Annotated in this window: 20 protein-coding genes; 12 read left to right on the top strand and 8 right to left on the bottom strand. The window is 38.9% G+C overall.

Features of this window, described 5'->3' with window-relative positions; genetic code table 11:
- Position 1 precedes the first annotated feature (1 nt).
- From ODZ84_RS20930 to dnaJ, 4 genes are all read left to right on the top strand, one after another.
- Positions 2–1,306 carry an OmpA family protein gene (locus ODZ84_RS20930; protein ID WP_266174360.1) on the top strand — a complete coding sequence of 435 codons (1,305 nt, stop codon included), beginning with the start codon at positions 2–4 and terminating at the stop codon, positions 1,304–1,306.
- Between the two features lie 112 nt (positions 1,307–1,418).
- A complete protein-coding gene (locus ODZ84_RS20925; protein WP_266174358.1) occupies positions 1,419–2,753 on the top strand; it encodes an Nramp family divalent metal transporter in 1,335 nt (444 codons plus the stop codon).
- A gap of 295 nt (positions 2,754–3,048) precedes the next feature.
- Positions 3,049–3,585 (top strand): nucleotide exchange factor GrpE, encoded by a 537-nt coding sequence (locus ODZ84_RS20920; protein ID WP_266174357.1) that lies wholly within the window; start codon positions 3,049–3,051, stop codon positions 3,583–3,585.
- Positions 3,586–3,661: 76 nt separating this feature from the next.
- Complete coding sequence (dnaJ, locus tag ODZ84_RS20915; protein WP_266174356.1) at positions 3,662–4,780, top strand: molecular chaperone DnaJ; 1,119 nt, start codon at positions 3,662–3,664, stop codon at positions 4,778–4,780.
- A gap of 334 nt (positions 4,781–5,114) precedes the next feature.
- Here the strand turns inward: dnaJ and ODZ84_RS20910 are convergent, their stop codons facing one another.
- Complete coding sequence (locus ODZ84_RS20910; protein ID WP_266174355.1) at positions 5,115–6,011, bottom strand: DUF808 domain-containing protein; 897 nt, start codon at positions 6,009–6,011, stop codon at positions 5,115–5,117.
- A gap of 407 nt (positions 6,012–6,418) precedes the next feature.
- Here ODZ84_RS20910 and ODZ84_RS20905 point away from each other — a divergent pair, with 407 nt between their 5' ends.
- Positions 6,419–7,288, top strand: coding sequence for an alpha/beta hydrolase (locus ODZ84_RS20905; protein ID WP_266174354.1), 870 nt, complete (start codon positions 6,419–6,421; stop codon positions 7,286–7,288).
- A gap of 47 nt (positions 7,289–7,335) precedes the next feature.
- On the opposite strand, the gene ODZ84_RS20900 is transcribed toward ODZ84_RS20905, so the two are convergent.
- From ODZ84_RS20900 to ODZ84_RS20890, 3 genes are all read right to left on the bottom strand, one after another.
- A complete protein-coding gene (locus ODZ84_RS20900) occupies positions 7,336–8,046 on the bottom strand; it encodes a DedA family protein (RefSeq protein WP_266174353.1) in 711 nt (236 codons plus the stop codon).
- An 84-nt stretch (positions 8,047–8,130) separates the two neighbouring features.
- A complete protein-coding gene (gene prfB, locus ODZ84_RS20895; RefSeq protein WP_266174352.1) occupies positions 8,131–9,243 on the bottom strand; it encodes a peptide chain release factor 2 in 1,113 nt (370 codons plus the stop codon).
- 121 nt (positions 9,244–9,364) lie between these two features.
- Positions 9,365–10,726, bottom strand: coding sequence for an ATP-binding protein (locus ODZ84_RS20890; RefSeq protein ID WP_266174351.1), 1,362 nt, complete (start codon positions 10,724–10,726; stop codon positions 9,365–9,367).
- A gap of 116 nt (positions 10,727–10,842) precedes the next feature.
- Here ODZ84_RS20890 and ODZ84_RS20885 point away from each other — a divergent pair, with 116 nt between their 5' ends.
- The 4 genes from ODZ84_RS20885 (at position 10,843) to ODZ84_RS20870 (ending at position 13,997) form a co-directional block, all read left to right on the top strand.
- Positions 10,843–11,745: an ABC transporter ATP-binding protein gene (locus ODZ84_RS20885; protein WP_266174350.1), complete on the top strand. Its 903-nt coding sequence runs from the start codon at positions 10,843–10,845 to the stop codon at positions 11,743–11,745.
- A gap of 2 nt (positions 11,746–11,747) precedes the next feature.
- Complete coding sequence (locus ODZ84_RS20880) at positions 11,748–12,593, top strand: ABC transporter permease (protein WP_266174349.1); 846 nt, start codon at positions 11,748–11,750, stop codon at positions 12,591–12,593.
- A gap of 109 nt (positions 12,594–12,702) precedes the next feature.
- Positions 12,703–13,344 carry a hypothetical protein gene (locus ODZ84_RS20875; RefSeq protein WP_266174348.1) on the top strand — a complete coding sequence of 214 codons (642 nt, stop codon included), beginning with the start codon at positions 12,703–12,705 and terminating at the stop codon, positions 13,342–13,344.
- Positions 13,341–13,997, top strand: coding sequence for a hypothetical protein (locus tag ODZ84_RS20870; protein WP_266174347.1), 657 nt, complete (start codon positions 13,341–13,343; stop codon positions 13,995–13,997). The genes ODZ84_RS20875 and ODZ84_RS20870 overlap by 4 nt, the downstream gene beginning before the upstream one ends.
- Before the next feature lie 54 nt (positions 13,998–14,051).
- On the opposite strand, the gene msrB is transcribed toward ODZ84_RS20870, so the two are convergent.
- From msrB to ODZ84_RS20850, 4 genes are all read right to left on the bottom strand, one after another.
- Entirely contained in the window at positions 14,052–15,158 is a 1,107-nt protein-coding gene (gene msrB, locus ODZ84_RS20865) for a peptide-methionine (R)-S-oxide reductase MsrB (protein WP_408612447.1), read from the bottom strand.
- 10 nt (positions 15,159–15,168) lie between these two features.
- Positions 15,169–15,624 carry a DUF417 family protein gene (locus tag ODZ84_RS20860; RefSeq protein WP_266174346.1) on the bottom strand — a complete coding sequence of 152 codons (456 nt, stop codon included), beginning with the start codon at positions 15,622–15,624 and terminating at the stop codon, positions 15,169–15,171.
- An 80-nt stretch (positions 15,625–15,704) separates the two neighbouring features.
- Entirely contained in the window at positions 15,705–15,977 is a 273-nt protein-coding gene (locus tag ODZ84_RS20855; protein ID WP_266174345.1) for a hypothetical protein, read from the bottom strand.
- Positions 15,978–15,988: 11 nt separating this feature from the next.
- A complete protein-coding gene (locus tag ODZ84_RS20850; protein WP_266174344.1) occupies positions 15,989–16,543 on the bottom strand; it encodes an RNA polymerase sigma factor in 555 nt (184 codons plus the stop codon).
- Between the two features lie 364 nt (positions 16,544–16,907).
- Here ODZ84_RS20850 and alaS point away from each other — a divergent pair, with 364 nt between their 5' ends.
- From alaS to ODZ84_RS20835, 3 genes are all read left to right on the top strand, one after another.
- A complete protein-coding gene (gene alaS / locus ODZ84_RS20845; protein WP_266177420.1) occupies positions 16,908–19,511 on the top strand; it encodes an alanine--tRNA ligase in 2,604 nt (867 codons plus the stop codon).
- Between the two features lie 177 nt (positions 19,512–19,688).
- Positions 19,689–22,103, top strand: coding sequence for a hypothetical protein (locus ODZ84_RS20840; protein ID WP_266174343.1), 2,415 nt, complete (start codon positions 19,689–19,691; stop codon positions 22,101–22,103).
- A 22-nt stretch (positions 22,104–22,125) separates the two neighbouring features.
- Positions 22,126–22,362, top strand: coding sequence for a hypothetical protein (locus ODZ84_RS20835; protein WP_266174342.1), 237 nt, complete (start codon positions 22,126–22,128; stop codon positions 22,360–22,362).
- Positions 22,363–22,365: the final 3 nt, after the last annotated feature.

Raw genomic sequence — 22,365 nt, 5'->3', positions numbered from 1 at the left:
TATGTCTCTAAACCTTATTGATTTAATCAAAGGACAATTAGGTCCCGCTTTAGTTTCCCAGTCTGCTTCTCAGCTGGGAGAAAGTGAATCAGGTATTTCAAAAGCCATCAGCGGCTTATTGCCTGCTGTAATCGGAGGACTGGCCAACAACGCTAATGACCCAAGAGTATTGGACGCCATCACCGGTGCGTCATCAAGCGGACTTTTAGGAAATTTATTAGGAGGCACTTCTAGCAGCCCTGTTATTTCAACTTTGTTATCTTCTATTTTTGGTGATAAACTCAGTGGACTGGTGAATTCTATTGCATCCTTTGCAGGAATCAGTAATAACTCATCCAGCTCTTTATTAAATCTGGTAACCGGAGCAACGGTAGGTTCTATCGGAAAATATGCGGCTGATCATAATCTTGATAAATCGGGAATTTCAAGTTTGCTGAGCGATCAAAAAGGAATTGTTTCCACTCTTCTTCCAGCAGGACTTTCTCTGGCTTCCCTAAATTTAGGTGACTGGGCCAAGGGATATAAATTTGATAATGATCAGGATGCCATCAGACAGCCGTCTCATGAAGAGCCTAAAGTGGAAGTAACACGAAGCACAGCTCCTAACGGGACTTTCCCTGAAAGAAATAAAGATAACGGAGGCTCAATCTGGAAATGGCTGCTCCCTCTTTTACTTTTAATTGCTGCAGCGTATTTCCTTTGGAAACAATGTGAGAAAAAAGAAACCACAACTACGATGACTTCAACTGACTCTGCCAATACATCTGCCGACACAGCTACAGCGGTTGTGCCAACAAACACTGCAGGATCTGGAATGTCCGCAAATACAAGAGTAGATGAAAATATTGACCTGAATGGCACAGCACTTCACGGTTATAAAGGCGGACTTGAAGACCAGATGATCGCATTTCTGAAATCTGATGGTTATAAAAATGCCGCTGATGATGCTGTATTAAAAGATAAATGGTATGATTTTGACCATGTAAATTTTAAAACCGGAAGCGGAAATCAGCTGGAAGCAGGATCTGAAGGTCAGTTACAAAATTTGGTAGCCATTTTAAAGGCGTACCCTGATGCAAAAATTAAGATCGGAGGTTATACTGATAAAACAGGAAATGAAGCTGTCAACTTAAAAATCTCAAAAGAGAGAGCAGCCTTTATTAAAGACTGGTTAGGTAAGCAGGGCGTAGGAGCTCAGGTATTAGATGCCGAGGGATACGGAAGCCAGTTTGCGAAAGTAGATGCAAAAGCTTCTGATGCTGAAAGAGCTACTGACAGAAAAATGTCTGTACGATTTGCAAAATAACAACCATTAAGGAAAATATATATGAATCCCGGAAATCATTTTCGGGATTTATTTTTCATTCTTTGTACTTTTCATTTATTTAATTACATTTGTTAGCCATTTCTAACATTCTATGAACCTTAATTTAAAAGACGCCTGGCGTCAAGAAAAAACATCTCATTCCTTATCTGAAGTTTACTCTTCCGTAAAAGTTCCTAAAGGATCAAGCTTCTGGCGAAAATACCTTGCCTTTGCCGGCCCCGGACTGATGGTTGCGGTAGGCTATATGGATCCTGGAAACTGGGCCACAGATATTGCCGGTGGAGCACAGTTCGGCTATACGCTACTGTCGGTAATTCTCATCTCCAATATTTTTGCTATGGTTTTACAGCATCTCTCGGTAAAACTGGGAGTAGTTGCAGAAAGAGACCTGGCGCAGGCCTGCAGAGATCACTTCGGACCCAAAACCAATTTTATGCTTTGGCTGTTCTGTGAAATTGCCATTGCCGCCTGTGATCTTGCGGAAGTGATCGGTTCTGCGATTGCCCTTAACCTGCTTTTTGAAATTCCTCTGACCTGGGGAATTGTAATCACAACTATAGACGTTCTTATCATTCTTCTGTTGCAGTCGAAGGGTTTCAGATGGATAGAAAGTATTGTGGGTGGACTTATTTTTATTATTCTTGCCTGCTTTGTCTACGAAATCGTGATATCCGAGCCCGCCTTTAATGAAATTCTCGGAGGTATGGTTCCAAAAGCTGAAATTATCCAGAACCCGGCGATGCTTTATATTGCGATAGGAATTCTGGGTGCAACCGTCATGCCTCACAACCTTTACCTGCACAGCAGCATCGTACAGACACGAGATTATACCCGTGACAAGGAAGGTAAAAAAGAAGCTATAAAATTTGCCACTTTAGACAGTACAGTTTCATTGATGCTGGCCTTCTTTATCAATGGTGCGATCCTGATCCTGGCAGCAGCAACTTTTCATATTACAGGAAATAACCATGTCGCTGATATTCACGATGCTTATAAAATGCTGACTCCTATTCTTGGAGCGTCTATGGCAAGTATTGCCTTTGCCATTGCTTTGCTGGCATCCGGTCAGAATTCAACATTAACAGGAACATTGGCAGGCCAGATCGTAATGGAAGGTTTCTTAAATATCCGGTTAAAGCCATGGCTGCGACGTTTGATTACAAGATTAATTGCCGTGATTCCGGCTCTGATAGTGGCCATTCTGTATGGTGAAGAAGGAACAACCGAATTGCTGGTCCTGAGTCAGGTCATTCTGTCCATGCAGCTGAGTTTTGCGGTAGTGCCCCTCGTTATGTTTACCAATGATAAGGCGAAGATGGGAGAATTTGTGAACAAGCCCATTCTAAAGATCTCCGTATGGATTATTTCTATAATTATTATAATTTTAAATCTCTACTTACTGTATCAGACTTTTACCGGAAAATAATGTGAATTCAGCTTTAATAATAGGTAAATACTGCATCCACTGATATCTGGAGCTGTTTCCCGCTTTCCTTTACAATCTTTTTTTTCAAAAAAGGATTTTCAATACAATCGGGGCTAGATCTAGAGTCCAATGATCATTACCATCATCATGATCATACATTGGCACCTCATTTAAACACTTATTTCCTATTCCGGCAAAGCGAATGCTTTATATAATTCACGATATCTGCCTAAATGTCATTATTTTTTCTTTGGCAGAATCTTTGTCAAATAATAATGAAAATAAATATTGAATTATGGAAAATCAGGATATTAACGAAGAAAGCATCAATAATCAAGAAGATACAAATATTCACAACGAAGCAACAACTGAAGAAAGTGTGACAGCAAAACCTTCTGCAGAGGAACTTTTGGCAGAAGAAAAGGATCGGTACATCAGATTATATGCTGAGTTTGAAAACTATAAAAAAAGGACTTCCAAAGAAAAAATGGAATTCTTTCAGTATGCTAATCAGGATATGATGATCTCTATGCTCGGCGTACTGGATGATTTTGAAAGAGCAATTAAAGAAATTGCTAAAAACGGAAATGCCGCTGATCTTCAGGGAGTTGAATTAATTTATAATAAGTTTAAAAATAAACTTACTGAAAAAGGCTTAAAGACCATGGAAGTAAAAGCCGGTGATAGTTTCAACGTAGATTTCCACGAAGCAATTACTCAAATTCCTGCCCCGTCAGATGATCTTAAGGGTAAAATTGTAGATGTAATTGAGACGGGATACACTTTAGGTGATAAAGTGATTCGTTTTGCAAAAGTAGTAACGGGTAATTAATATTAATAAATGATAAATGCTATAAGCCCTATGCTTAAGGTAAAACACTTCATTTATCAATAACAATTATAAAGACATGTCAAAAAGAGATTATTACGAAGTTCTTGAGATCAGCAAATCTGCCTCAGCCGACGAAATAAAGAAAGCATACCGTAAGATGGCCATTAAGTTTCACCCGGATAAAAACCCGGGTGACAAAGAGGCTGAAGACAAATTTAAGGAAGCCGCAGAAGCCTACGAAGTGTTAAGCGACGAACAGAAACGGGCAAGATACGACCAGTTTGGTCATGCCGGGGTTGGCGGAAACGGCGGCTTCGGAGGTGGCGGTTTCGGAGGCGGAATGAACATGGAAGATATTTTCAGCCAGTTTGGAGATATCTTTGGTGGCGGTTTCGGAGGATTCAGCGGCGGTGGCGGAGGCCGCCAGCAGGTAAAGGGTTCTAATTTAAGAATCAGAATCAAACTGAACCTTGAAGAAATGGTCAACGGAACTCAGAAAACCATTAAAGTAAAAAAAATGAAGATGGCGGAAGGAGCCACTTCAAAAACCTGTCCTACCTGTAACGGTTCAGGAGTTCAGCTTAAAGTGATGAACACGATGTTCGGACAGATGCAGACGCAGACTACCTGTGGCACCTGCCAGGGAATCGGGAAAGTCGCTGATAAAATACCGGCTGGAGCGAATGCTCAGGGTCTGGTAAAAGACGAAGAGGAAATCACCATAAACATTCCGGCCGGAGCAAGAGACGGTATTCAGCTTAATGTAAGAGGAAAAGGTAATGACGCGCCTTTTGGAGGTATTGCAGGAGATTTACTGGTAATCGTAGAGGAAGAAGCAGATAAGGTAATTAAAAGAGAAGGCGATAATCTTCATCAGGAATTATATGTTTCATTTGCGGAAGCAGCCTTGGGAACCAAAAAAGAAGTGCCGACCGTAGGCGGTAAAGTGAAGATCACGGTTGATCCCGGAACACAATCGGGTAAGATCCTGAGACTGGCCGGAAAAGGTCTTCCGAGTATCGACAGCTACGGAAAGGGAGATATGTTCATTCATATCAACGTATGGACGCCGCAAAAACTGACGAAAGATCAGAAAGATTTCTTCGAAAAGCAGATGGAAAGTGGGGAAATGGTTGCAGAACCCTCCGGGAAGGAAAAGACTTTCTTCGATAAGGTGAAAGATTTATTCAACTAAATATAAAGGATTCTTATGGGAATCCTTTTTTTATGGCTATGGATGTCATCGTTTAATCTTGGAAAAAAATAGAATAGTAAAGACTATCTTATGCCTGTATTAATTCAATTTATATAATGACAGCAGTATAGATTAATGATAGAAATACCACACGTAATGAAGCACTCCTATTTATCATGAAAAATTTTCACATTCTTGTTATTTCACAACTTGCTTAATCCGGGAAAATACATGGATGTATTTAATAATGGACAATTCGGGTATTATTGCATGTAATAAACCCGGGCGGCTTCAGTTCCTGAAGCCGCCCGGGTTTTTATTATTTATCAAATCTCTATTTATTTTTAACTAAGGAAACAGCTCCTTTTCCCATTGTGAAAATAGCCAAAGCGACCAATCCGCCTGCAAGTCCCAGGATAATTTCTTTTAAGATGGTAAGAATCTTATTGGAAGACCACGAATCCAGAAAATGATGAAGAAACTCCACACGGTGGGCAAAAATACCACCGGCCACCATGATCAGGGCAATGGTTCCGATGACGCCCAGGGCTTTGATAACGATAGGTAAAGCTTTTACCAACAGATGTCCCAGCTTTCCGAAGAATCCTTTATCATTGCTTTTCTTGATCAATTTAAATCCGGCATCATCCATTCTCACAATTAATGCTACAATTCCGTAAACCCCTACCGTGGCGATAAACGCAACTAAACTCGTCACTAAAATCTGAGTAATAAAAGGATGACTTTCTTCAAGTACAGTCCCTAAGGCAATAATGACGATCTCAACTGATAAAATAAAATCGGTGGTAATGGCTGATTTTACCTTTGTTTTTTCTATTTCCTCTGCACTTTGGTCTTCTTTGATTTCTTCTGCTACCTCATGGCCTTTTTTATCCCGGTGGAAAAGAAATTCGATGATTTTTTCCACCCCTTCGAATGCCAGGTAAAGTCCTCCTAAAATTAAAACATAATTAATGGCAGGCGCATACAGCCAGTTGAGCAGGAAAACGACAGGCAGAATGATCAGTTTATTGATAAAAGATCCTTTTGTGATTGCCCACAACACCGGCAGCTCTCTTGAAGCAAGGAATCCGGTTGCTTTTTCAGCATTTACAGCAAGGTCATCTCCTAAAATTCCTGCTGTTTTCTGAGTTGCTATCTTACTCGTCACTGCCACATCATCCATCAGAGCAGCGATATCATCCAAAATTGCGAAAAAACCAGATGCCATAAATTTTAATATTTTTTTAATATTTGTTAAGTGGAGCAAAAATAGATATTTAATTCGATTTCTGATATGATTATCTCCTGTTTTAGGAGAACCTTACGTTATCTTAGAACGATTCAAATAACTATTTTAAGTTTTTAATCAAAACAGAGACCTTTATTCAGTGATCTGCATTCTTATTTTAAATTAATTTTCAACCGGACTTTATGTGTCTACAATTGAGGCTCTTTATAAGATTATTGCTTATTGTTCCTAGTATTTTATATTGTCATTAATACAGACTGAATGAGGTCAATGATTGAGATTATGGCATGTAAGTTCTGTTTCTACATGACATGATTGGCATAGCTTATCTTTTCTGCATTTCTATTATTTTGCAAATTACTTTTAATATTTTACTAATTTAGCGTATGAAAAAATTAATTCTCAGGTATCATTTTTTCGTAATGGGAAGTCTTGGTTTTATCCTCAGTTCATGCAATACAAGATTCAGAGTCTGGGTAGGCACCAACAATGATCAGAAAATTTATAATCTCAATTATGGAGAGCATAAGAGACAGAAGATGGATGTTTTCCTCCCTTCAGATTATGCAGAAGATTCACCTGTAGTATTGCTGATACACGGAGGAGCATGGAAATACGGCAGAAAAGAGCATATGATACAGATTCAGAAAATGCTTTTTAAGAACAATATTCCGAGCATCAACATGAATTACAGGCTTGTATCAAAATCCAAGAAAATAACGTATAAAGAACAGCTGGAAGATATTGCTGAAGCCATTAAAAAATTCAATTCCCTGGCAAAAAAGGCAGAATTACAACCTGACCATTATATTCTTCTTGGTGAAAGCGCCGGAGGACATCTCGCCTTATTATACGGATACCGTCATCCTGATCAGATCAAAAAGATCATTTCGTTAAGCGGACCCACCGACTTTTATTCTAAAGAGTATCTGGACTCTTTTTACTCAAAATACAGTGCTCCCACTATTCAGAAAGTCGTAGGTGTCAGATTCGACAGAAAAAATTTATCCGACGAGTTCCGGAAAGCAAGTCCGGTGGCCAATATTTCTGATGTCCCAACTTTGTTGTTTCAGGGAAACCAGGATTTCCTGGTGAATCAGCGCCAGGGGCTGGCCTTGGATTCGGCCCTGCAGGCAAAGAAGATTCCCCATCAGTTAGTATTTATGAAGAATACGGGACACGCTCCCCGGTTTTTCAGTAAAAAGAAAAGAGACAGCATCATTTATCCCCATATTCTGGAATGGATAAAAAAATAACCTGCTTTTCTTAGCAGGTTACCATATAATTAATTGAAGATGATCTGTTACTCTTCTTCACTCTTGTTTTCGAAATGATTTTCATATTTGGAAAGATCTTCTTTCTTACCAAATAAAAACTTAATAATGATGGGTAAAGTCGTCACTAATACAATGACAATTATAATAAGCTCCAGTTTCTTTTTAAGATCAATTTCAAACTGATCCATAAACAGCTTATCCAGATAATGTCCTGCAAAGATCAATAAGAAAGACCACAAAACGGCTCCGATGACATTATCTCTTAAAAATTCTCTCTTATCCATTTTCACAATACCTGCAACGATGGGCGTAAACGTTCTGACTACCGGTAAGAATCTTGCCATAATTACCGCCAGAGCCCCGTGTTTTTCAAAGAAATTATGTGCCTGGTACAGATATTTTTTCTTGAAAAGCATGGTATCCTGCTTTTTATAAAGGGCAGGTCCTGTTTTTACTCCAAAGTAATATCCAACTTCATTCCCTATGATGGCAGCCAGTGCAACCGCTGATGCTAAAATCGTGGTGTCTAAAAGATCGCTCCCCGTTGAACCAAAAGTCTCTTTGATAATATCTACCGCATAAATTCCCGAAACAAACAGTAGCGAATCTCCCGGTAAAAAAAAGCCTATAAAAAGACCGGTTTCGGCAAAAATAATAAACAGAATCAACCAAAATCCTCCTAATTTAATGTAAAATTCTGGGTTTAATAATTCCTTCCAACTTGTGAAATCTTCCATACGTATTGATAAGTAACAAAAATAAGCTTAATAAAATTCAAAAGGAAATTAATTATAAGTTTTTAACAAATCTCCATATGATTTCTACAGGTCCATGTCATCATCGGAAACGGCCGTTCCGTCAGCCATCAGAAATGCTTTAAGGAATGGCGTCAGGTTTCCGTTCATTACCGCATCCACATCTGAAGTCTCATGTCCCGAGCGTACATCTTTTACCAGTTTGTAAGGATGCATCACGTAATTTCTGATCTGGCTTCCCCACTCGATCTTCATCTTATTGGCTTCAATCTCATTACGGGCTTTCAGACGTTCTTCCAGCTCCATTTCGTATAGTCTGGAACGAAGCAATTGCATCGCTTTTTCCTTATTCTGAAGCTGCGAACGCGACTCTGAGTTTTCGATGATAATTCCTGTCGGGGCATGGCGAAGACGGACAGCCGTTTCCACCTTGTTTACGTTCTGCCCTCCTGCTCCGGAAGATCTCATGGTTTCGAATGAAATATCCGCTGGATTGATGTTAATTTCAATCGTATCGTCCACCAAAGGATATACATAAACTGACACGAAACTTGTATGACGTTTGGCATTGGAATCAAAAGGTGAAATTCTTACCAGACGGTGAACGCCGTTTTCGCCTCTCAGGTATCCAAAAGCAAATTCGCCTTCAATCTCTAAGGTCACGGTTTTTACGCCTGCAACATCACCCTCCTGATAATTGAGTTCACGGATTTTATACCCCTGTTTTTCAGACCACATGGTGTACATCCTCATCAGCATCGCCGCCCAGTCACAGCTTTCCGTACCGCCGGCACCGGCAGTGATCTGGAGGACTGCGGAAAGCTCATCTCCTTCGTTGGAAAGCATATTTTTAAACTCAAGATCTTCAATCTTTTCCAATAACTTCGGAAAAGTTTCATCCAGTTCTTTTTCAGAATCCGGATCTTCCTTTGCAAAATCTGCCAATACCTGCAGATCTTCAAACTGAGTATTGATGTCGTCATAATCTTCCACCCATTTCTTCTTAGAGCGCAGCTGCTTCAGGAATACTTCTGCCGTTTTAGGATTATCCCAAAACTCAGGGGCTGCCGTTTTTTCATCATCATTGGCTATTTCTATCTTCTTTTTATCAATCTGAAGATATTTATGGAGGTCGTCAATCCTTGATTGAACTTCTTTTATCTGGTCGTTGTTGATCACGAATGTTTGTTTTTTGCAAAAATAAGAATAAAAAGTAAGTGATGATATTTTTGACAGGGGGAAGCGGAATTAATATTAACTGCAGAATTCCGTCATATATTGGTAACTGTCAGCAGATCATCTACCCCTGACTTTTACCGTCATTCTCCCCATTATGCTGAAAACCAATTTCCCTTGGCGGTTGTTCCACAATTCTATAACTGTCCAATTCTTTTTTCAAAGCCTGGATTCTGTATTGAAAATCATCAAAATTATTAATAACCGCATCGCTTAAAAATCTTGCAATCTGGTCTAAATATTCTTCGGTAAGCTTTCCGGCTGCATCCCTTAAAGCTCTTTCCAGTATATTCTGGTCTATTTTCAGATTTTCATTTTTTGTTTTCTGATACAGATTTTTAATTCTTTTTTTCAGACTTTGGGTAAAATCAATCAGCATGGTATTGCTGAACACTTTCATTTGGGAAGAGATAGCCTGCCAGAAAGGGATTTTATCTGCTTTATTGTTTTTAAGGATTTTATAAAGCAAAGCATCTTTTTCCAGATCTTTTGTCATGGCATACAGAATGATCTCAGATCTTTCGGCTGCATTGGGAGGGAAAATGGGAATCATTACATCAAACCTTCCCGGCGCCAGTATCTCTTCATCTATTTCAGAAAGACTATTGGCAGATCCTACCATCAGAAGATCCTCCTTCTGGAATTTTCCGATATAATGAAGAATAATTTCCTGGGTCTCGAGGTTACATGAAGCAACGTCTGTTTCGGCTTTTCTTTCCATCATGATTTCATCAAAATCATCCATAAAAAGCAGGACTTTATCATTCTTCATCATAGTCAGCAGAAAGTCGTTGAAGCTGGTTCTGTTACCGTCTACAAATGAGGTTCCCATATAATGTTTCTTCACTTCCTTAAACTGGTATCCTATAATTTCTGCAATTTTATTGGCCCAGAAAATTTTTCCGCTTCCGGGAGGACCGTAAAGAATAATTCCGGCGGGCTTATTGATGCCCCAGTCTTTGATCTGCTGCGGATTTAAAAATGGCTCCAGTACTTCTGAAATATAGAAAAATAGGTCTCTGTATCCGATAAAGTCTCTGTGCTGAAGACTGGTTTTATGCCCAAAGTAATCGTAAACAAACTGGTAATTTCCTCCCAGTTTATTATCTATTCCGTAGCTGGAAATGGAGGATTTGAAAAAACCGTTATCAAAGATATTGGGATCCGCTTCTTTGATCACTTTTTCGACCTTATCTTTAGGTTTGTTGATTGTTTCTGCAATCTGCTCCAGCGTTTTATTTTTGTCGAGATCTTTTTCATAAAGTCTCAGAAATTCCAGATTTTCGCGGGCAAACTTTTCAAAATCGTCTTTTACTTCAAAATTTGTACTGATGCAGACCCCAAGCTCAAGGTCAAAATCCTGAATAAACTGTTTTATAGCTTCCGCAGAAACCTTCAGCTCTTCTGCCAATTCGATTAACTTCATAACTACCGATTAATTCTACCAAATTTAATCTATTTTAAGCTCAATTTAAATTGATTTATGATATTTCTGTAACATTTCGTACCGAATACAGACTACTACTAGGTAAAACAAATTCCATGGAAAAAATTTTATCAGTAAAGAATCTGACAAAAAAATTCAAAAGAGTCGTCGTCAATAATATCTCCTTTGATGTTGAAAAAGGGAATGTTTATGGGTTACTGGGCCCCAACGGAAGCGGAAAATCCACTACTTTCGGAATGCTGCTTTCAACCATTAACCCTACCAGCGGAGACTGGTACTGGTTTGGTAAAAAAGGAACGGACCCCGACACTCTGAAAAAAATCGGAGCCATCATTGAGCAGCCCAATTTTTATCCTTATCTGAGTGCTGAAACTAATCTTAAAATCGTTGCTGAAATTAAAGGGACTTCTTACCAGCGAATTGAGGAAGTTTTAAAAACCGTTCATTTGTATGAGCGAAGAAAAGATACGTTCAGAACTTTTTCTTTGGGAATGAAACAGCGTCTTGCTATAGCTTCAGCCATGCTGAACAATCCTGAGGTATTGATTTTGGATGAGCCCACCAACGGACTGGACCCTGAAGGTATTATCCAGATCCGGGATATCATCACCAATATTGCCAAACAGGGTATCACCATTATTATTGCAAGCCATCTGCTGGATGAGATTGAAAAAATATGCAGCCATGTCATTGTGCTGAAAGAAGGCAATTCGATCTATTCCGGAAGAGTGGATGAAATGACCGCCGATAACGGATATTTTGAATTAAAAGCAGATAATAACACCTTACTGTTAAGTGCTCTGACCGAACTCCAGTGGTTTACGGTTGTCAATCAGGATGGCGAACTTATTAAAGCTCAGATCAGGGATGATGCTTCGGTTTCAGCCTCAGCATTAAATCAAAAACTGGCTGAAAAAGGGATCTTCCTTTCTCATCTGACCAGGAAAAAACAGTCTCTTGAAACTCAATTCCTAGAACTTGTAAAAAACACAAAGTAACCATGAATAAACTATTAAAATTAGAATATTATAAAAACCTGAACTACAAACCATTCAGGGTATTCACCCTCCTCTATTTTGTAATTCTTACTGCTTTGCTATTTATCGGATTAATTGATTTTGATCTTTTCGGAGGCACGATCAACTTAAAAGAACAGGGGATCTACAATTTTCCTGAAATATGGAATTTTACGACATGGATCGTTGGTTTACTGAAAATTTTCCTCGGTCTCATCATTGTTTTTTCAATCTGTCAGGAATTCAGTGACCGGATGTTTAAACAGAATATTATTGATGGATTGAGCAGAGAAGAATTCATAGGTTCAAAATTACTGACGATCGGTATCTTTACCATTATTTCAACGCTTATCGTATTTGCCATCACGCTGTTCTTAGGTTATCAATATTCTACAGTGACCTCATCTGACAGGGTTTTCGAGGAAATTTTCTTCATCGGAAATTATTTTGTCAAGTTATTTACGTTCTTTTGCTTCCTGATGTTTCTCTCCGTCTTACTGAGAAAATCGGTTTTTGTTTTTCTTGCTGTTTTTATTTTCTGGATTGTGGAAGGTGTTCTATCTACTGCAGAAGTCTTCATGAAAGTAAAAGGAATGCAGGGTGCCCAGAGAAATGAAATCCTGCAAAATGACTTTTTTGTATCTCATCTTTTACCGTTGGAAAGTATGTCGAGCCTTATTCCCAACCCAATGATGAGGTTGAATATGGCTAAAATGATGGGTCTGAAATACGAATTCCACTATCCTACGGAAAGCCTTATCGCCTGTCTTGCCTGGTGTGCTGTTTTCATTTTAGGATCATACTGGATTCTAAGAAAGAGAGACTGGTAACCCGTTAGTTCAAAAATATAAATTAAAGTGGTTCAAATGAACCACTTTTTTTTGGGTATTAAAGAATTGATGAATCAATTTTTTTATTACTTTTATCCTCATGGGATCTATGCGAAAAATATATTATGTTCCAGGACTGATCAGTGCCCTGATTATCCCTGCACTGTTCTGGTATTATGGAAATCAGAGCGTTCATCCGCAATATACAGTAATGGATCTGGGCCTTCCTGCAAAACCGAAGAAAGGAATGACAGATTTAATAAATTCTTTTGAGCCTTACAGAAACTGGGATTATAAGAAGATCATTGTTCAGCCCAATACCGCTTTACAGAATCAGCAATATTATGTTTCGGAACTGAAAAAACTTCAGGTCAGGAATGAAAAGGAAACCGGAATTGAGTTTGTCATTGATGATCGGAATAACTATCAGGATTTTATTGCGTTAATAGAAGCGATGCAGATTTCGAAACAGGAAAATTTTGGAGTGGATATAGATAAGACAAATCATATTTTTGCCGTTCATTTTTATAAAGACCCCAATATAGCTGAACCTGGCCATGGTTCCATCAGGGGGTGTATAGTCTATATTGATGATTTAAAAAAAGCTGCTTTAAATTTTTTTAAACCTGAAACCTATATTAATCATGTTCCTAAGCAGACCTACTACATCATTTTCGGGTTTTTGATATTTTTACATATTTCCATGTTCAGCATCAAAGAAAATCTGCAGTTAAAAAAAACATTTAAATGAAAAAAATATATTATTTCCCGGGGTTAGCGAGTGCTTTGGTTATTCCTGTGCTGTTCTGGTATTACATCAATCCTTATGTTGATATAACAAAGTACAATATTATGGATATGGGACTTCCCGCAAAATTAGAAAGAGGAGCGGTACATTCGATATATTCTTTCGAACCTTACAGAAATTGGGATTACATGAAGATTAAAGTGGTACCTGCCAAAGCAAAAGAAAACTCAGCATTTTATGTTTCCGAACTTAAAAAGCTTAATCAGAGAAACGAAAAAAATACCGGAATCGAATTTATTCTGGACAACAATAATACCTATGGAGATCTCGCATCCCTGCTCAATGACATGGCTATTGCCAGACACGAGACTTATGGTTTAGATATAGGGGAAACCGGACATCTGTTTGCGGGTGTAAATTATATCGACCCCAATGCCAGGGAAGAAGAATTTAAATGCCTGCTTTGTAATGATACGATAGTTTATGAGGATACATCTGTCAGAGCATCAGTTTTAGATTTTATCAGGAGGGATTCTTACAGGACTTTTTTTGAAAATATTTCTAAACTTCCGAAAGCTGCTTATTATATTGTTTTCGGTTTTCTGCTTTTCGTGAATATGTCGATGCTAAGTATTAAAGAACGATTTGCACTATAAAAAAAGACTGCCTTTCAGCAGCCCTTCAATCACCTTTTCACTTAAATATCACTTTTATTTTTTTTCCAGAAGAGAAATATATTCTCCGTATCCTTTTTTATCCATTTCTGCTTTGGGGATAAACTTCAGAGAAGCAGAATTGATGCAGTAGCGGAGTCCGCCTTTGTCCTCCGGTCCGTCATTGAAGACGTGTCCCAAATGGGCATCTCCGGTTTTACTTCTTACTTCCACTCGGGTCATTCCTGCTGACCGGTCTAATTTTTCATCAACCAGTTTTTTGGTAATTGGTTTCGAAAAACTTGGCCATCCGCAGCCGGACTCAAACTTATCCGTTGAAATAAATAAAGGCTCCCCGGTGGTAATATCCACGTATATTCCTTCCCGGGTTTCATCCCAATATTCATTTTGGAAAGGCATTTCGGTACCGTTTTCCTGCGTAACTTTATATTGTTCTGCTGTTAATTCTTTCTTAAGAGCCGCTTTATCCTGTTTCTTATATTTCATTTTATTTGTCTCTTTTTTGGGTAGTGGATTGGCATTTTTGGCCATTTCAAAAAGTTCCGGCTCGATGTGGCAGTATCCTCCCGGATTTTTATCCAGATAATCCTGGTGATAATCTTCTGCTTTGTAGAAATTCTTCAGAGGAATGGTTTCAACAACAAGCGGCTTACTATAGTTTTTTGCCAATTTTTCAACTTCAGCTTTTACAATCGCTTCCGTTTCTTTATCTGTGGAATAAATTCCTGTTCTGTATTGATCTCCACGGTCATTTCCCTGTTTATTAAGGCTTGTAGGATCAATTGTTTTAAAATACAGATCAATCAGGAGTTTCAGATCTACCTGCTCGGGATCATATTTCACTTTTACCGTTTCCGCAAAACCTGTTGTGTGACTAATTACCTCTTCATAAGTAGGATTCGTTTTATTTCCGTTGGCATAGCCTACTTCCGTACCTACAACGCCCCTAATCTGTTGGAAAAAATGTTCCGTGCCCCAGAAGCACCCTCCTGCAAAATATACCTCCTTTACATTTTTATTATTCATAATCGTCTCGTTTTCTTTATTCGTTTCTGCTGTCCTCATCGTTTTTGAATCTCCGCAACTCGCAGCAAACACGGCGATTCCCAGAAACGTTCCCAGTAATACCAATAGGTTCTTCATTTTTATCTTTTTATTTGTATCCATTTTTTTCATTTAAAATCATTAAGCCAAATCCTAAAAACATCAGGTCTTTCAGAATAAAAAAGTCCGTTACCGGAACACCATCCACGATTTTCCATATTCCCGGAGTGGTCACTAAATAGCTCAGGGTGGTCAGGAAAATCACAATCATTCCGAGGGCCGCATAGGTTCTGAGTGATGCAAATTTCACACTAAACAGTAAAAGTAATGCAATGATAATTTCTATCACTCCGATAGCATTTGACACGGTCTGAACACTTATAATATCATATACGAAAAAAGTCAGAAAATGGTTTTCTACTAGTGGTTTTATGGCATTCGCTTCTGTAGTCGTAAACTTAAAAGCTCCGATCCACAGCAGAATAAGTGAGGTGGAGAAGAGAGAAAGGTAGTATCCGATCCTGCCCATACGGTTTTTCTTAGTCTGTAATGTTCTTCCGTTCATTCTGATCATCTATTTAAATAAATAATTATTTCTTAAAAAATATAGTCGGAAGAACTTCGAAATCAGGACAATATTTCTTTTTAAATATTCAAATTTTTAATAATCTTATCTTTAAGTAACTGAATATCATATTGATTAATATTAGTTTTTCCATCCTGAAAGAGTTTTCTTTTCAGGATTCCATCTAAAATTTCCAGTTTTTCCTGGTATATTCTGCACCATTTACACATTCTGATATGCAGACTGAGCCTGAAGTTTTCTTTTGGAGAAATGTCTTCGGCACAGCGTTTTTCCATAAGCAAAGTGGCTTCACAACATGACAGAAACATGATGTTTATAAATTTTTTCAGCATTTTTTATTCCTTTATAGTTTGATAAACCAGTTAAATTCCAGACATTCGCGCAGCTGCATCCGGCTTCGTTGTAAAATCTTCCAGAGATTAGTCCTGGAAATATTCAGTTCCTGACTCACTTCAGGTGCTTTTTTCTCTTCGAGGTAGTACATTTTCATCGGAATTTTCCATCTGACCGGCAAATCTTCGATACAATCTTCCATGGTTTTACTGAAATCTGTATTGTCCAGGAGTTCAGCTTCTGCGTTCGAAACATTCCAGGCATTGAGGACATCATTATTTTTCCAAAAACCGCTTTCATCAAAAAAATGGTCTAATTTTATGCTGGGTTCAGTTTTATACTTTTTCCGGTAAAAATCGGCCACTTTTCTATTTAAAATAGCCATAAGCCAGGTGAGCGGCTTACTTTTCCCATCAAAGGAATCATATGAGGAAAATGCGGCAACAAAAACTTCCTGAACGATATCTTCTGCTTCTGTTTTATCTGACAGCAGATATGCAGCTCTTCTCAAAAGCGGTCCGGAATATTGTTCTACCCAATTTTTCAGTGTTGTGTTTTTCATCATGTATGCTTTTTCTTTCAGATCATAACGAATATAATAAGTTAAATGGTAAACTGCAAAAAATATTCAGTATAAGCACTTTACTCCTTAAAGGTGGAGAAAATCCGATCATTTTTAGCCTGGTGTTATTTAACAGTATCCTTCCCCTAGCCCCGATTGTAATGAAAATCCCGCAGTGAAGCGGCGGAACGAAGTGGAGCCGCGCCACGAGGAATTGCAATGAAAAGCGGGAAAAAGCTCCGGAAAACACATCCGATTGCAGACAGATATCTTTTCAAAATGTCAAATATTTGATATTAAATCACCCAAAAACATTAAATTTGCATCTTATCAAAATTTGTAAAAAAGCAAAGCAATATAGATCATGATGACATCACAAGAGATCCGTCAGAAATTTTTAGATTATTTTAAAAGTAAAGACCACCTTATCGTTCCTTCGGCTCCTATCGTTCTGAAAGACGATCCCACACTCATGTTTTCCAACTCGGGAATGACGCAGTTCAAAGATTTTTTCTTAGGATACAAGACACCCACTGCCCCAAGAATTGCCGACACCCAGAAGTGCCTGAGGGTTTCAGGGAAGCATAATGATCTGGATGATGTGGGGAGAGATACGTATCATCATACCATGTTTGAGATGTTGGGGAACTGGTCTTTCGGTAATTATTTTAAAAAAGAGGCTATTGCTTTTGCCTGGGAATTGCTGACTGAAGTATATGGAATTCCAAAGGAAAACCTGTACGTAACGATATTTGAAGGAGATGCTTCCGAGAATCTTGCCAGGGATCAGGATGCTTATGATTTCTGGAGATCTCACATTTCTGAAGACAGGATTATCAACGGGAATAAGAAAGATAATTTCTGGGAAATGGGGGCAAGCGGACCTTGCGGACCCTGTTCTGAAATACATGTGGATTTAAGAACTGCTGAAGAAAAAGCTGAAGTTTCCGGACTTGAACTGGTGAATAACGATCACCCCCAGGTCGTGGAAGTCTGGAATCTTGTTTTTATGGAATTCAACAGAAAAGCAGATGGTTCCCTGGAAAAACTTCCTGCTCAGCATGTGGATACCGGAATGGGTTTCGAACGTCTTTGTATGGCGCTTCAGGGGAAATCTTCCAACTATGATACCGACGTATTTACCCCTTTAATTGCTAAAGTGGAGGAGCTTTCCGGCAAAAAATACACCGGGATTTTAGATAATGAAAAAGATATTGCCATTCGAGTTGTAGTAGACCACATCAGAGCGGTTTCCTTTGCAATCGCAGACGGACAGCTGCCTTCAAACGGAGGAGCGGGTTACGTGATCAGGAGGATTTTAAGAAGGGGGATTTCTTATTCTTACCGATTTTTAGAGATGAAAGAACCGTTCCTTTATCAACTGGTTGCTGTTTTACAGGAACAGATGGGAGCTTTCTTCCCGGAGTTGGAAAAACAGGGAACTTTGGTAACCGAAGTTATTAAAAGTGAGGAGGAATCTTTCTTAAAAACGATTGAAACCGGATTGATCAGGGTTGAAAAATTAATTCAGCAGACAATCGGAAGCCAGTCGAAGGTTTTACCAAGCGAAGAGGTTTTCGAATTATATGATACGTATGGTTTCCCGGATGATTTAACAAGAATTATCGCAGAGGAAAAAGGACTTACCATCGATGAAGCAGGCTTTAAAGCCGAAATGGAGAAACAGAAACTCCGTTCAAAAGCTGACTCTGCCCAGAAAGTATACGACTGGGTGACCTTAGAGGAAAAACCCGAAAACTTTGTGGGCTATGACCAGACCGAGGCCGAAACCTATATTACAAGATACAGAAAAGTAGAAAATAAAGACGGAGAATTTTATCAGGTTGTGCTGAGCAATTCCCCTTTCTATCCTGAAGGTGGTGGACAGGTCGGTGATAAAGGCGTTCTTGAAAATGCCGTAGAAAGCTTAGAAGTTCTGGAAACAAAAAAGGAAAACGGACTGATTATTTCTTTAATCAACGGTCTCCCGAAAGATGCCGGTGCACTGTTCTACGCTAAAGTGAACGCTGCAGAAAGAAAGAACTCTCAGGCAAACCACTCGGTAACTCACCTGCTGCATGAGGCTCTAAGAGAGGTTTTAGGCACTCATGTTGAGCAGAAGGGTTCTTATGTAGGTCCCGACTATCTTCGTTTCGACTTCTCTCATTTCAGCAAAATGACGGAGGAGGAACTGGCGCTGATTGAAGAAAAAGTAAATGCAAAAATCAAAGAAAATATTGCATTGCAGGAATTCAGAAACATCCCGATCCAGGAAGCGATTGACAAAGGAGCAATGGCTCTGTTCGGGGAAAAGTACGGGGACAGCGTGAGAATGATCCAGTTTGGAAGCTCCAAAGAACTTTGCGGAGGCACGCATGTAAAAAACACCAGTGAGATCGGTCATTTTAAAATTAATTCTGAAAGTTCCGCAGCTGCAGGAATCAGAAGAATCGAGGCAATTTCAGGAGATAAATCGGAAGAATATTTCAAAAACCTGGAACAGCAGGTTACTGAGCTCTCCCATTTGTTAAGATCTAAAGATATGGTACGCGCTGTCGAAAAACTGATCGAGGAAAATACAGCACTAAAATCTGAAGTTGATGCTTTGAAAAGAGAAAAAGCCAAAGGTGAAATCGGCGACTGGAAAAACGCTTACGAACAGAAGGGTGACAAACAGCTTTTAGTGAAAAAGACTTCTCTGGACGCAGGTTCTGTAAAAGATATCGTATTCCAGCTGAAGAAAGAAATTCCGACTTCGGTGACCATCATTCTTTCTGATGCAGACGGAAAACCGATGATCACTGTGGGGGTTTCGGATGATTTGGCAGCCCGTTATCAGGCGGGTGCTCTCGTGAAAGATTTAGCGAAAGAAATCCAGGGCGGAGGAGGCGGAAATCCGGGCTTCGCAACGGCCGGAGGAAAAAATCTCGAAGGTCTTGAAAGTGCCTATCAGAAAGCGCTGAACATTTAATGGCTTGAGGTTTAAAACAGGTTTTACATTAAAATTTTATATAAAGAAACGTCCGGAAATTCCGGACGTTTTTCTATTACTGTTCAGGATAATCCTAAAGGTGGATACCATTAATATCCATTAACAAAACTTTTCCAACACAATAAATATTAGTACTTTTGACGGAGTATTTTTTAAATGAAAAGGGTTTTACTGTTTATATTTTTCTTAATCTCTGTTTTTGGTTTTTCACAATCGAAAATCAGGGTTGCAGATGAAAGCAATGATGTTCCCATTTCCGGCGCCAGGGTCCTTTGCAACGGTAAAATACTGGGACATACAGACCGGCAGGGATATCTGGAGTTTAAGTCCAAATGCAAAAATATCCGCATTGAAGCCGAAAACTATCAGAAAGAAACGGTTACTGCAGAAGAAAATATGAATGTTTCCCTGCTTCGTACCGATTCTAAAACAACTTCTATAGAAATGGTTGTCCTGGAAGACAAGAGTGATCCCAGGGCATTGGAAATTCTAAAAAAGGTTAATCAGCTATTCAGGGAGAATTCTCCTAAAACGCTTCATTCTTATTCTTATAAATCGTACGAAAAAATATCTTTGGACATTGATGAAGACAGCATCTCACAGTTTGCGCAGTTTTTTGAAGACAAAACCCTATTTAAAAAGAAAAGGGAAAAAGATTCTTTAAATAATATCTCTGCGCGAAAGATATTTTCCCGAAGCAAGCTGTTCTTATGGGAACGGGCTCAGGAATTTCTGTACTCAAAGAAATATGGCGAAAAGATTACGATCCTCGACAACAGAATCTCGGGTCTTAAACAGCCGATCTATGAGATGATCGCCATGCAGCAAAGCAACAGGGATAAGCTTCCCAACCAGCTGAAGCAGGAAAACAGGGGATTGTACCGGTTTTTTCTGACTGATACGATTGAAATGGACGGGAGAAAAAATTTCGTCATTCGCTTCAGGGAAGTCAATTACCGGAAACAGGATAAAAAAAGAAAATACAACGGAACGATTTACATCGATACGGAAACGTACGGGATCAAGAAAATCGAAAACTTCAGCAAAGTAAAAAACGACGGCATCATCGCCAGTACCTGGATTTTTTACAACAACAAGTGGTTTCTTTCCAATGAAACCGTAAAACTTAGAATGAGCAGAATGGCGATGGAAGAAGAACCGAAAGAAAATGCTGAAAACGAAGATTATAGAAAAGACAAAAAAAGCTTCGGAACTTATGCTTTTCTGACATCAAAATATTTCGATTTCCGGTCGCCGGTTGAAGAAAATCGCAATGACTTTAAAGGGTATACTTTTTCGGTAAAAAATGCTGACGGAAAGACACTCGACCGATACAGGACCGATCCGCTTACCGAAAGGGAAAGAAATACCTACACCACGATCGACAGCCTCGGAAAAATCTATAATATCGATAATAAAGCGCGTGTACTCACAGGGTTAATCAACGGACAGATCCGGACAGGCGTGGTAGATTTTGCCGTAGACGAAATCGTAAACTTCAACTCATATGAAGGTTTCAGAGTCGGTTTAAAGGCAAAGCTCAATGAGACATTCAATCCTTATTTTTCACCGGATTATTATTTTGCTTATGGATTTAAGGACGACCAATGGAAATACGGAATCGGACTGGACATTAAAACCAGTCTCGACAAAAATTCATTTTTCAGAGTGGATTATTACGATGATGTATTAGCGTCCGGAGAATTCTACCGAAGACTGTGGAACTTTAAAATGAAAATGGCCAACTACGGGAACAACATCAATAATGACAGATATTACCACATCAGAGGTGCTTCTGTCTCCTATCTGAATGATGTTACGAACGGGCTGACACTGGTTTTCGCGGCAAGAAGAAACTTTGAGGAAGCCCTTTTTGATTATCAGTTCAGAGAGAGGGGTGCTGCATTTGATAATTTTAATACGCTTTTCACCCTGAAATACTCTCCGAATTCCACGAACATCATGACCCCCCAGGGAAAATCTCTGATCGACCAGAAATATCCTGAGCTCTATTTTAACTATGAACAGAGCTATAAAATTTTGGGCGGAGACTTTAACTATACCCGTTTTGATGCTCTTTTTGTTCACAATTTTAAAACAAGGATCGGAACTACAGGATTCCGGTTATACGGAGGCATGGTGTTCGGTGATGCTCCTATCTGGAAAAACTTTACCATGAACGGACTTGCTTCGCCAAGCAAAGATTTTAATTTCAACCTTACCTCATTCCTCGGTTTTGCAACACTGGAAGGAGGTAAATATTACAATAATAAATTCATCGCTTATTACTTCACTCATAAGCTTCCTTTCTACTTCAAGAGCTTCGGAAAAAATGTTTCGAGTTTCGATTTTGTGCTGAGGGGAACCATCGGAGACATGAAACATCCGGAATACCACCAGTTCAGGTATCGGAAGCTGGATCACCTTTATCAGGAAGTAGGCCTGGAATGGAGTAACTTTCTTTCTACCTATTTTAATTTAGGATTATTTTACAGGGTTGGATATTATACCACTCCAAATTTTAAGCAGAATTTTGCCATCCAGTTTAAGCTGAAACTATTGGAGTTTTAATCTGATTATAAAATATTACATCATGAAATCAATACAAATACAGGCAGAACAGTTTTTTGAGCTTTTAAAACTAAAAGATACTTCGATGTGGGAAATTTTCGCACAGATGATCGACGGAGAAGAAAAGGAAATAGTTTTTTTAGATCAGGAAGACAAAATTCTTTTCAATTATATATTACCTTCAAATCAGGAAAAACTGGAAGAGGACCGAAAAGAGTTTTCAAAACAGTTTGCTGATAAACTGGCTAACCTTAATTAAATT

Source organism: Chryseobacterium fluminis, assembly GCF_026314945.1.
Classification (GTDB): Bacteria; Bacteroidota; Bacteroidia; order Flavobacteriales; family Weeksellaceae; genus Chryseobacterium; species Chryseobacterium fluminis.
This window is presented reverse-complemented; position numbering and strand designations above follow the sequence as displayed.

Bases quoted from the DNA above. Each gene is read 5' to 3' on its own strand.
- ODZ84_RS20930 (WP_266174360.1), top strand. From the start codon at position 2: ATGTCTCTAAACCTTATTGATTTAATCAAAGGACAATTAGGTCCCGCT.
- ODZ84_RS20925 (WP_266174358.1), top strand. From the start codon at position 1,419: ATGAACCTTAATTTAAAAGACGCCTGGCGTCAAGAAAAAACATCTCAT.
- ODZ84_RS20920 (WP_266174357.1), top strand. From the start codon at position 3,049: ATGGAAAATCAGGATATTAACGAAGAAAGCATCAATAATCAAGAAGAT.
- dnaJ (WP_266174356.1), top strand. From the start codon at position 3,662: ATGTCAAAAAGAGATTATTACGAAGTTCTTGAGATCAGCAAATCTGCC.
- ODZ84_RS20910 (WP_266174355.1), bottom strand. From the start codon at position 6,011: ATGGCATCTGGTTTTTTCGCAATTTTGGATGATATCGCTGCTCTGATG.
- ODZ84_RS20905 (WP_266174354.1), top strand. From the start codon at position 6,419: ATGAAAAAATTAATTCTCAGGTATCATTTTTTCGTAATGGGAAGTCTT.
- ODZ84_RS20900 (WP_266174353.1), bottom strand. From the start codon at position 8,046: ATGGAAGATTTCACAAGTTGGAAGGAATTATTAAACCCAGAATTTTAC.
- ODZ84_RS20890 (WP_266174351.1), bottom strand. From the start codon at position 10,726: ATGAAGTTAATCGAATTGGCAGAAGAGCTGAAGGTTTCTGCGGAAGCT.
- ODZ84_RS20885 (WP_266174350.1), top strand. From the start codon at position 10,843: ATGGAAAAAATTTTATCAGTAAAGAATCTGACAAAAAAATTCAAAAGA.
- ODZ84_RS20880 (WP_266174349.1), top strand. From the start codon at position 11,748: ATGAATAAACTATTAAAATTAGAATATTATAAAAACCTGAACTACAAA.
- ODZ84_RS20875 (WP_266174348.1), top strand. From the start codon at position 12,703: ATGCGAAAAATATATTATGTTCCAGGACTGATCAGTGCCCTGATTATC.
- ODZ84_RS20870 (WP_266174347.1), top strand. From the start codon at position 13,341: ATGAAAAAAATATATTATTTCCCGGGGTTAGCGAGTGCTTTGGTTATT.
- msrB (WP_408612447.1), bottom strand. From the start codon at position 15,158: ATGAAGAACCTATTGGTATTACTGGGAACGTTTCTGGGAATCGCCGTG.
- ODZ84_RS20860 (WP_266174346.1), bottom strand. From the start codon at position 15,624: ATGAACGGAAGAACATTACAGACTAAGAAAAACCGTATGGGCAGGATC.
- ODZ84_RS20855 (WP_266174345.1), bottom strand. From the start codon at position 15,977: ATGCTGAAAAAATTTATAAACATCATGTTTCTGTCATGTTGTGAAGCC.
- ODZ84_RS20850 (WP_266174344.1), bottom strand. From the start codon at position 16,543: ATGATGAAAAACACAACACTGAAAAATTGGGTAGAACAATATTCCGGA.
- alaS (WP_266177420.1), top strand. From the start codon at position 16,908: ATGACATCACAAGAGATCCGTCAGAAATTTTTAGATTATTTTAAAAGT.
- ODZ84_RS20840 (WP_266174343.1), top strand. From the start codon at position 19,689: ATGAAAAGGGTTTTACTGTTTATATTTTTCTTAATCTCTGTTTTTGGT.
- ODZ84_RS20835 (WP_266174342.1), top strand. From the start codon at position 22,126: ATGAAATCAATACAAATACAGGCAGAACAGTTTTTTGAGCTTTTAAAA.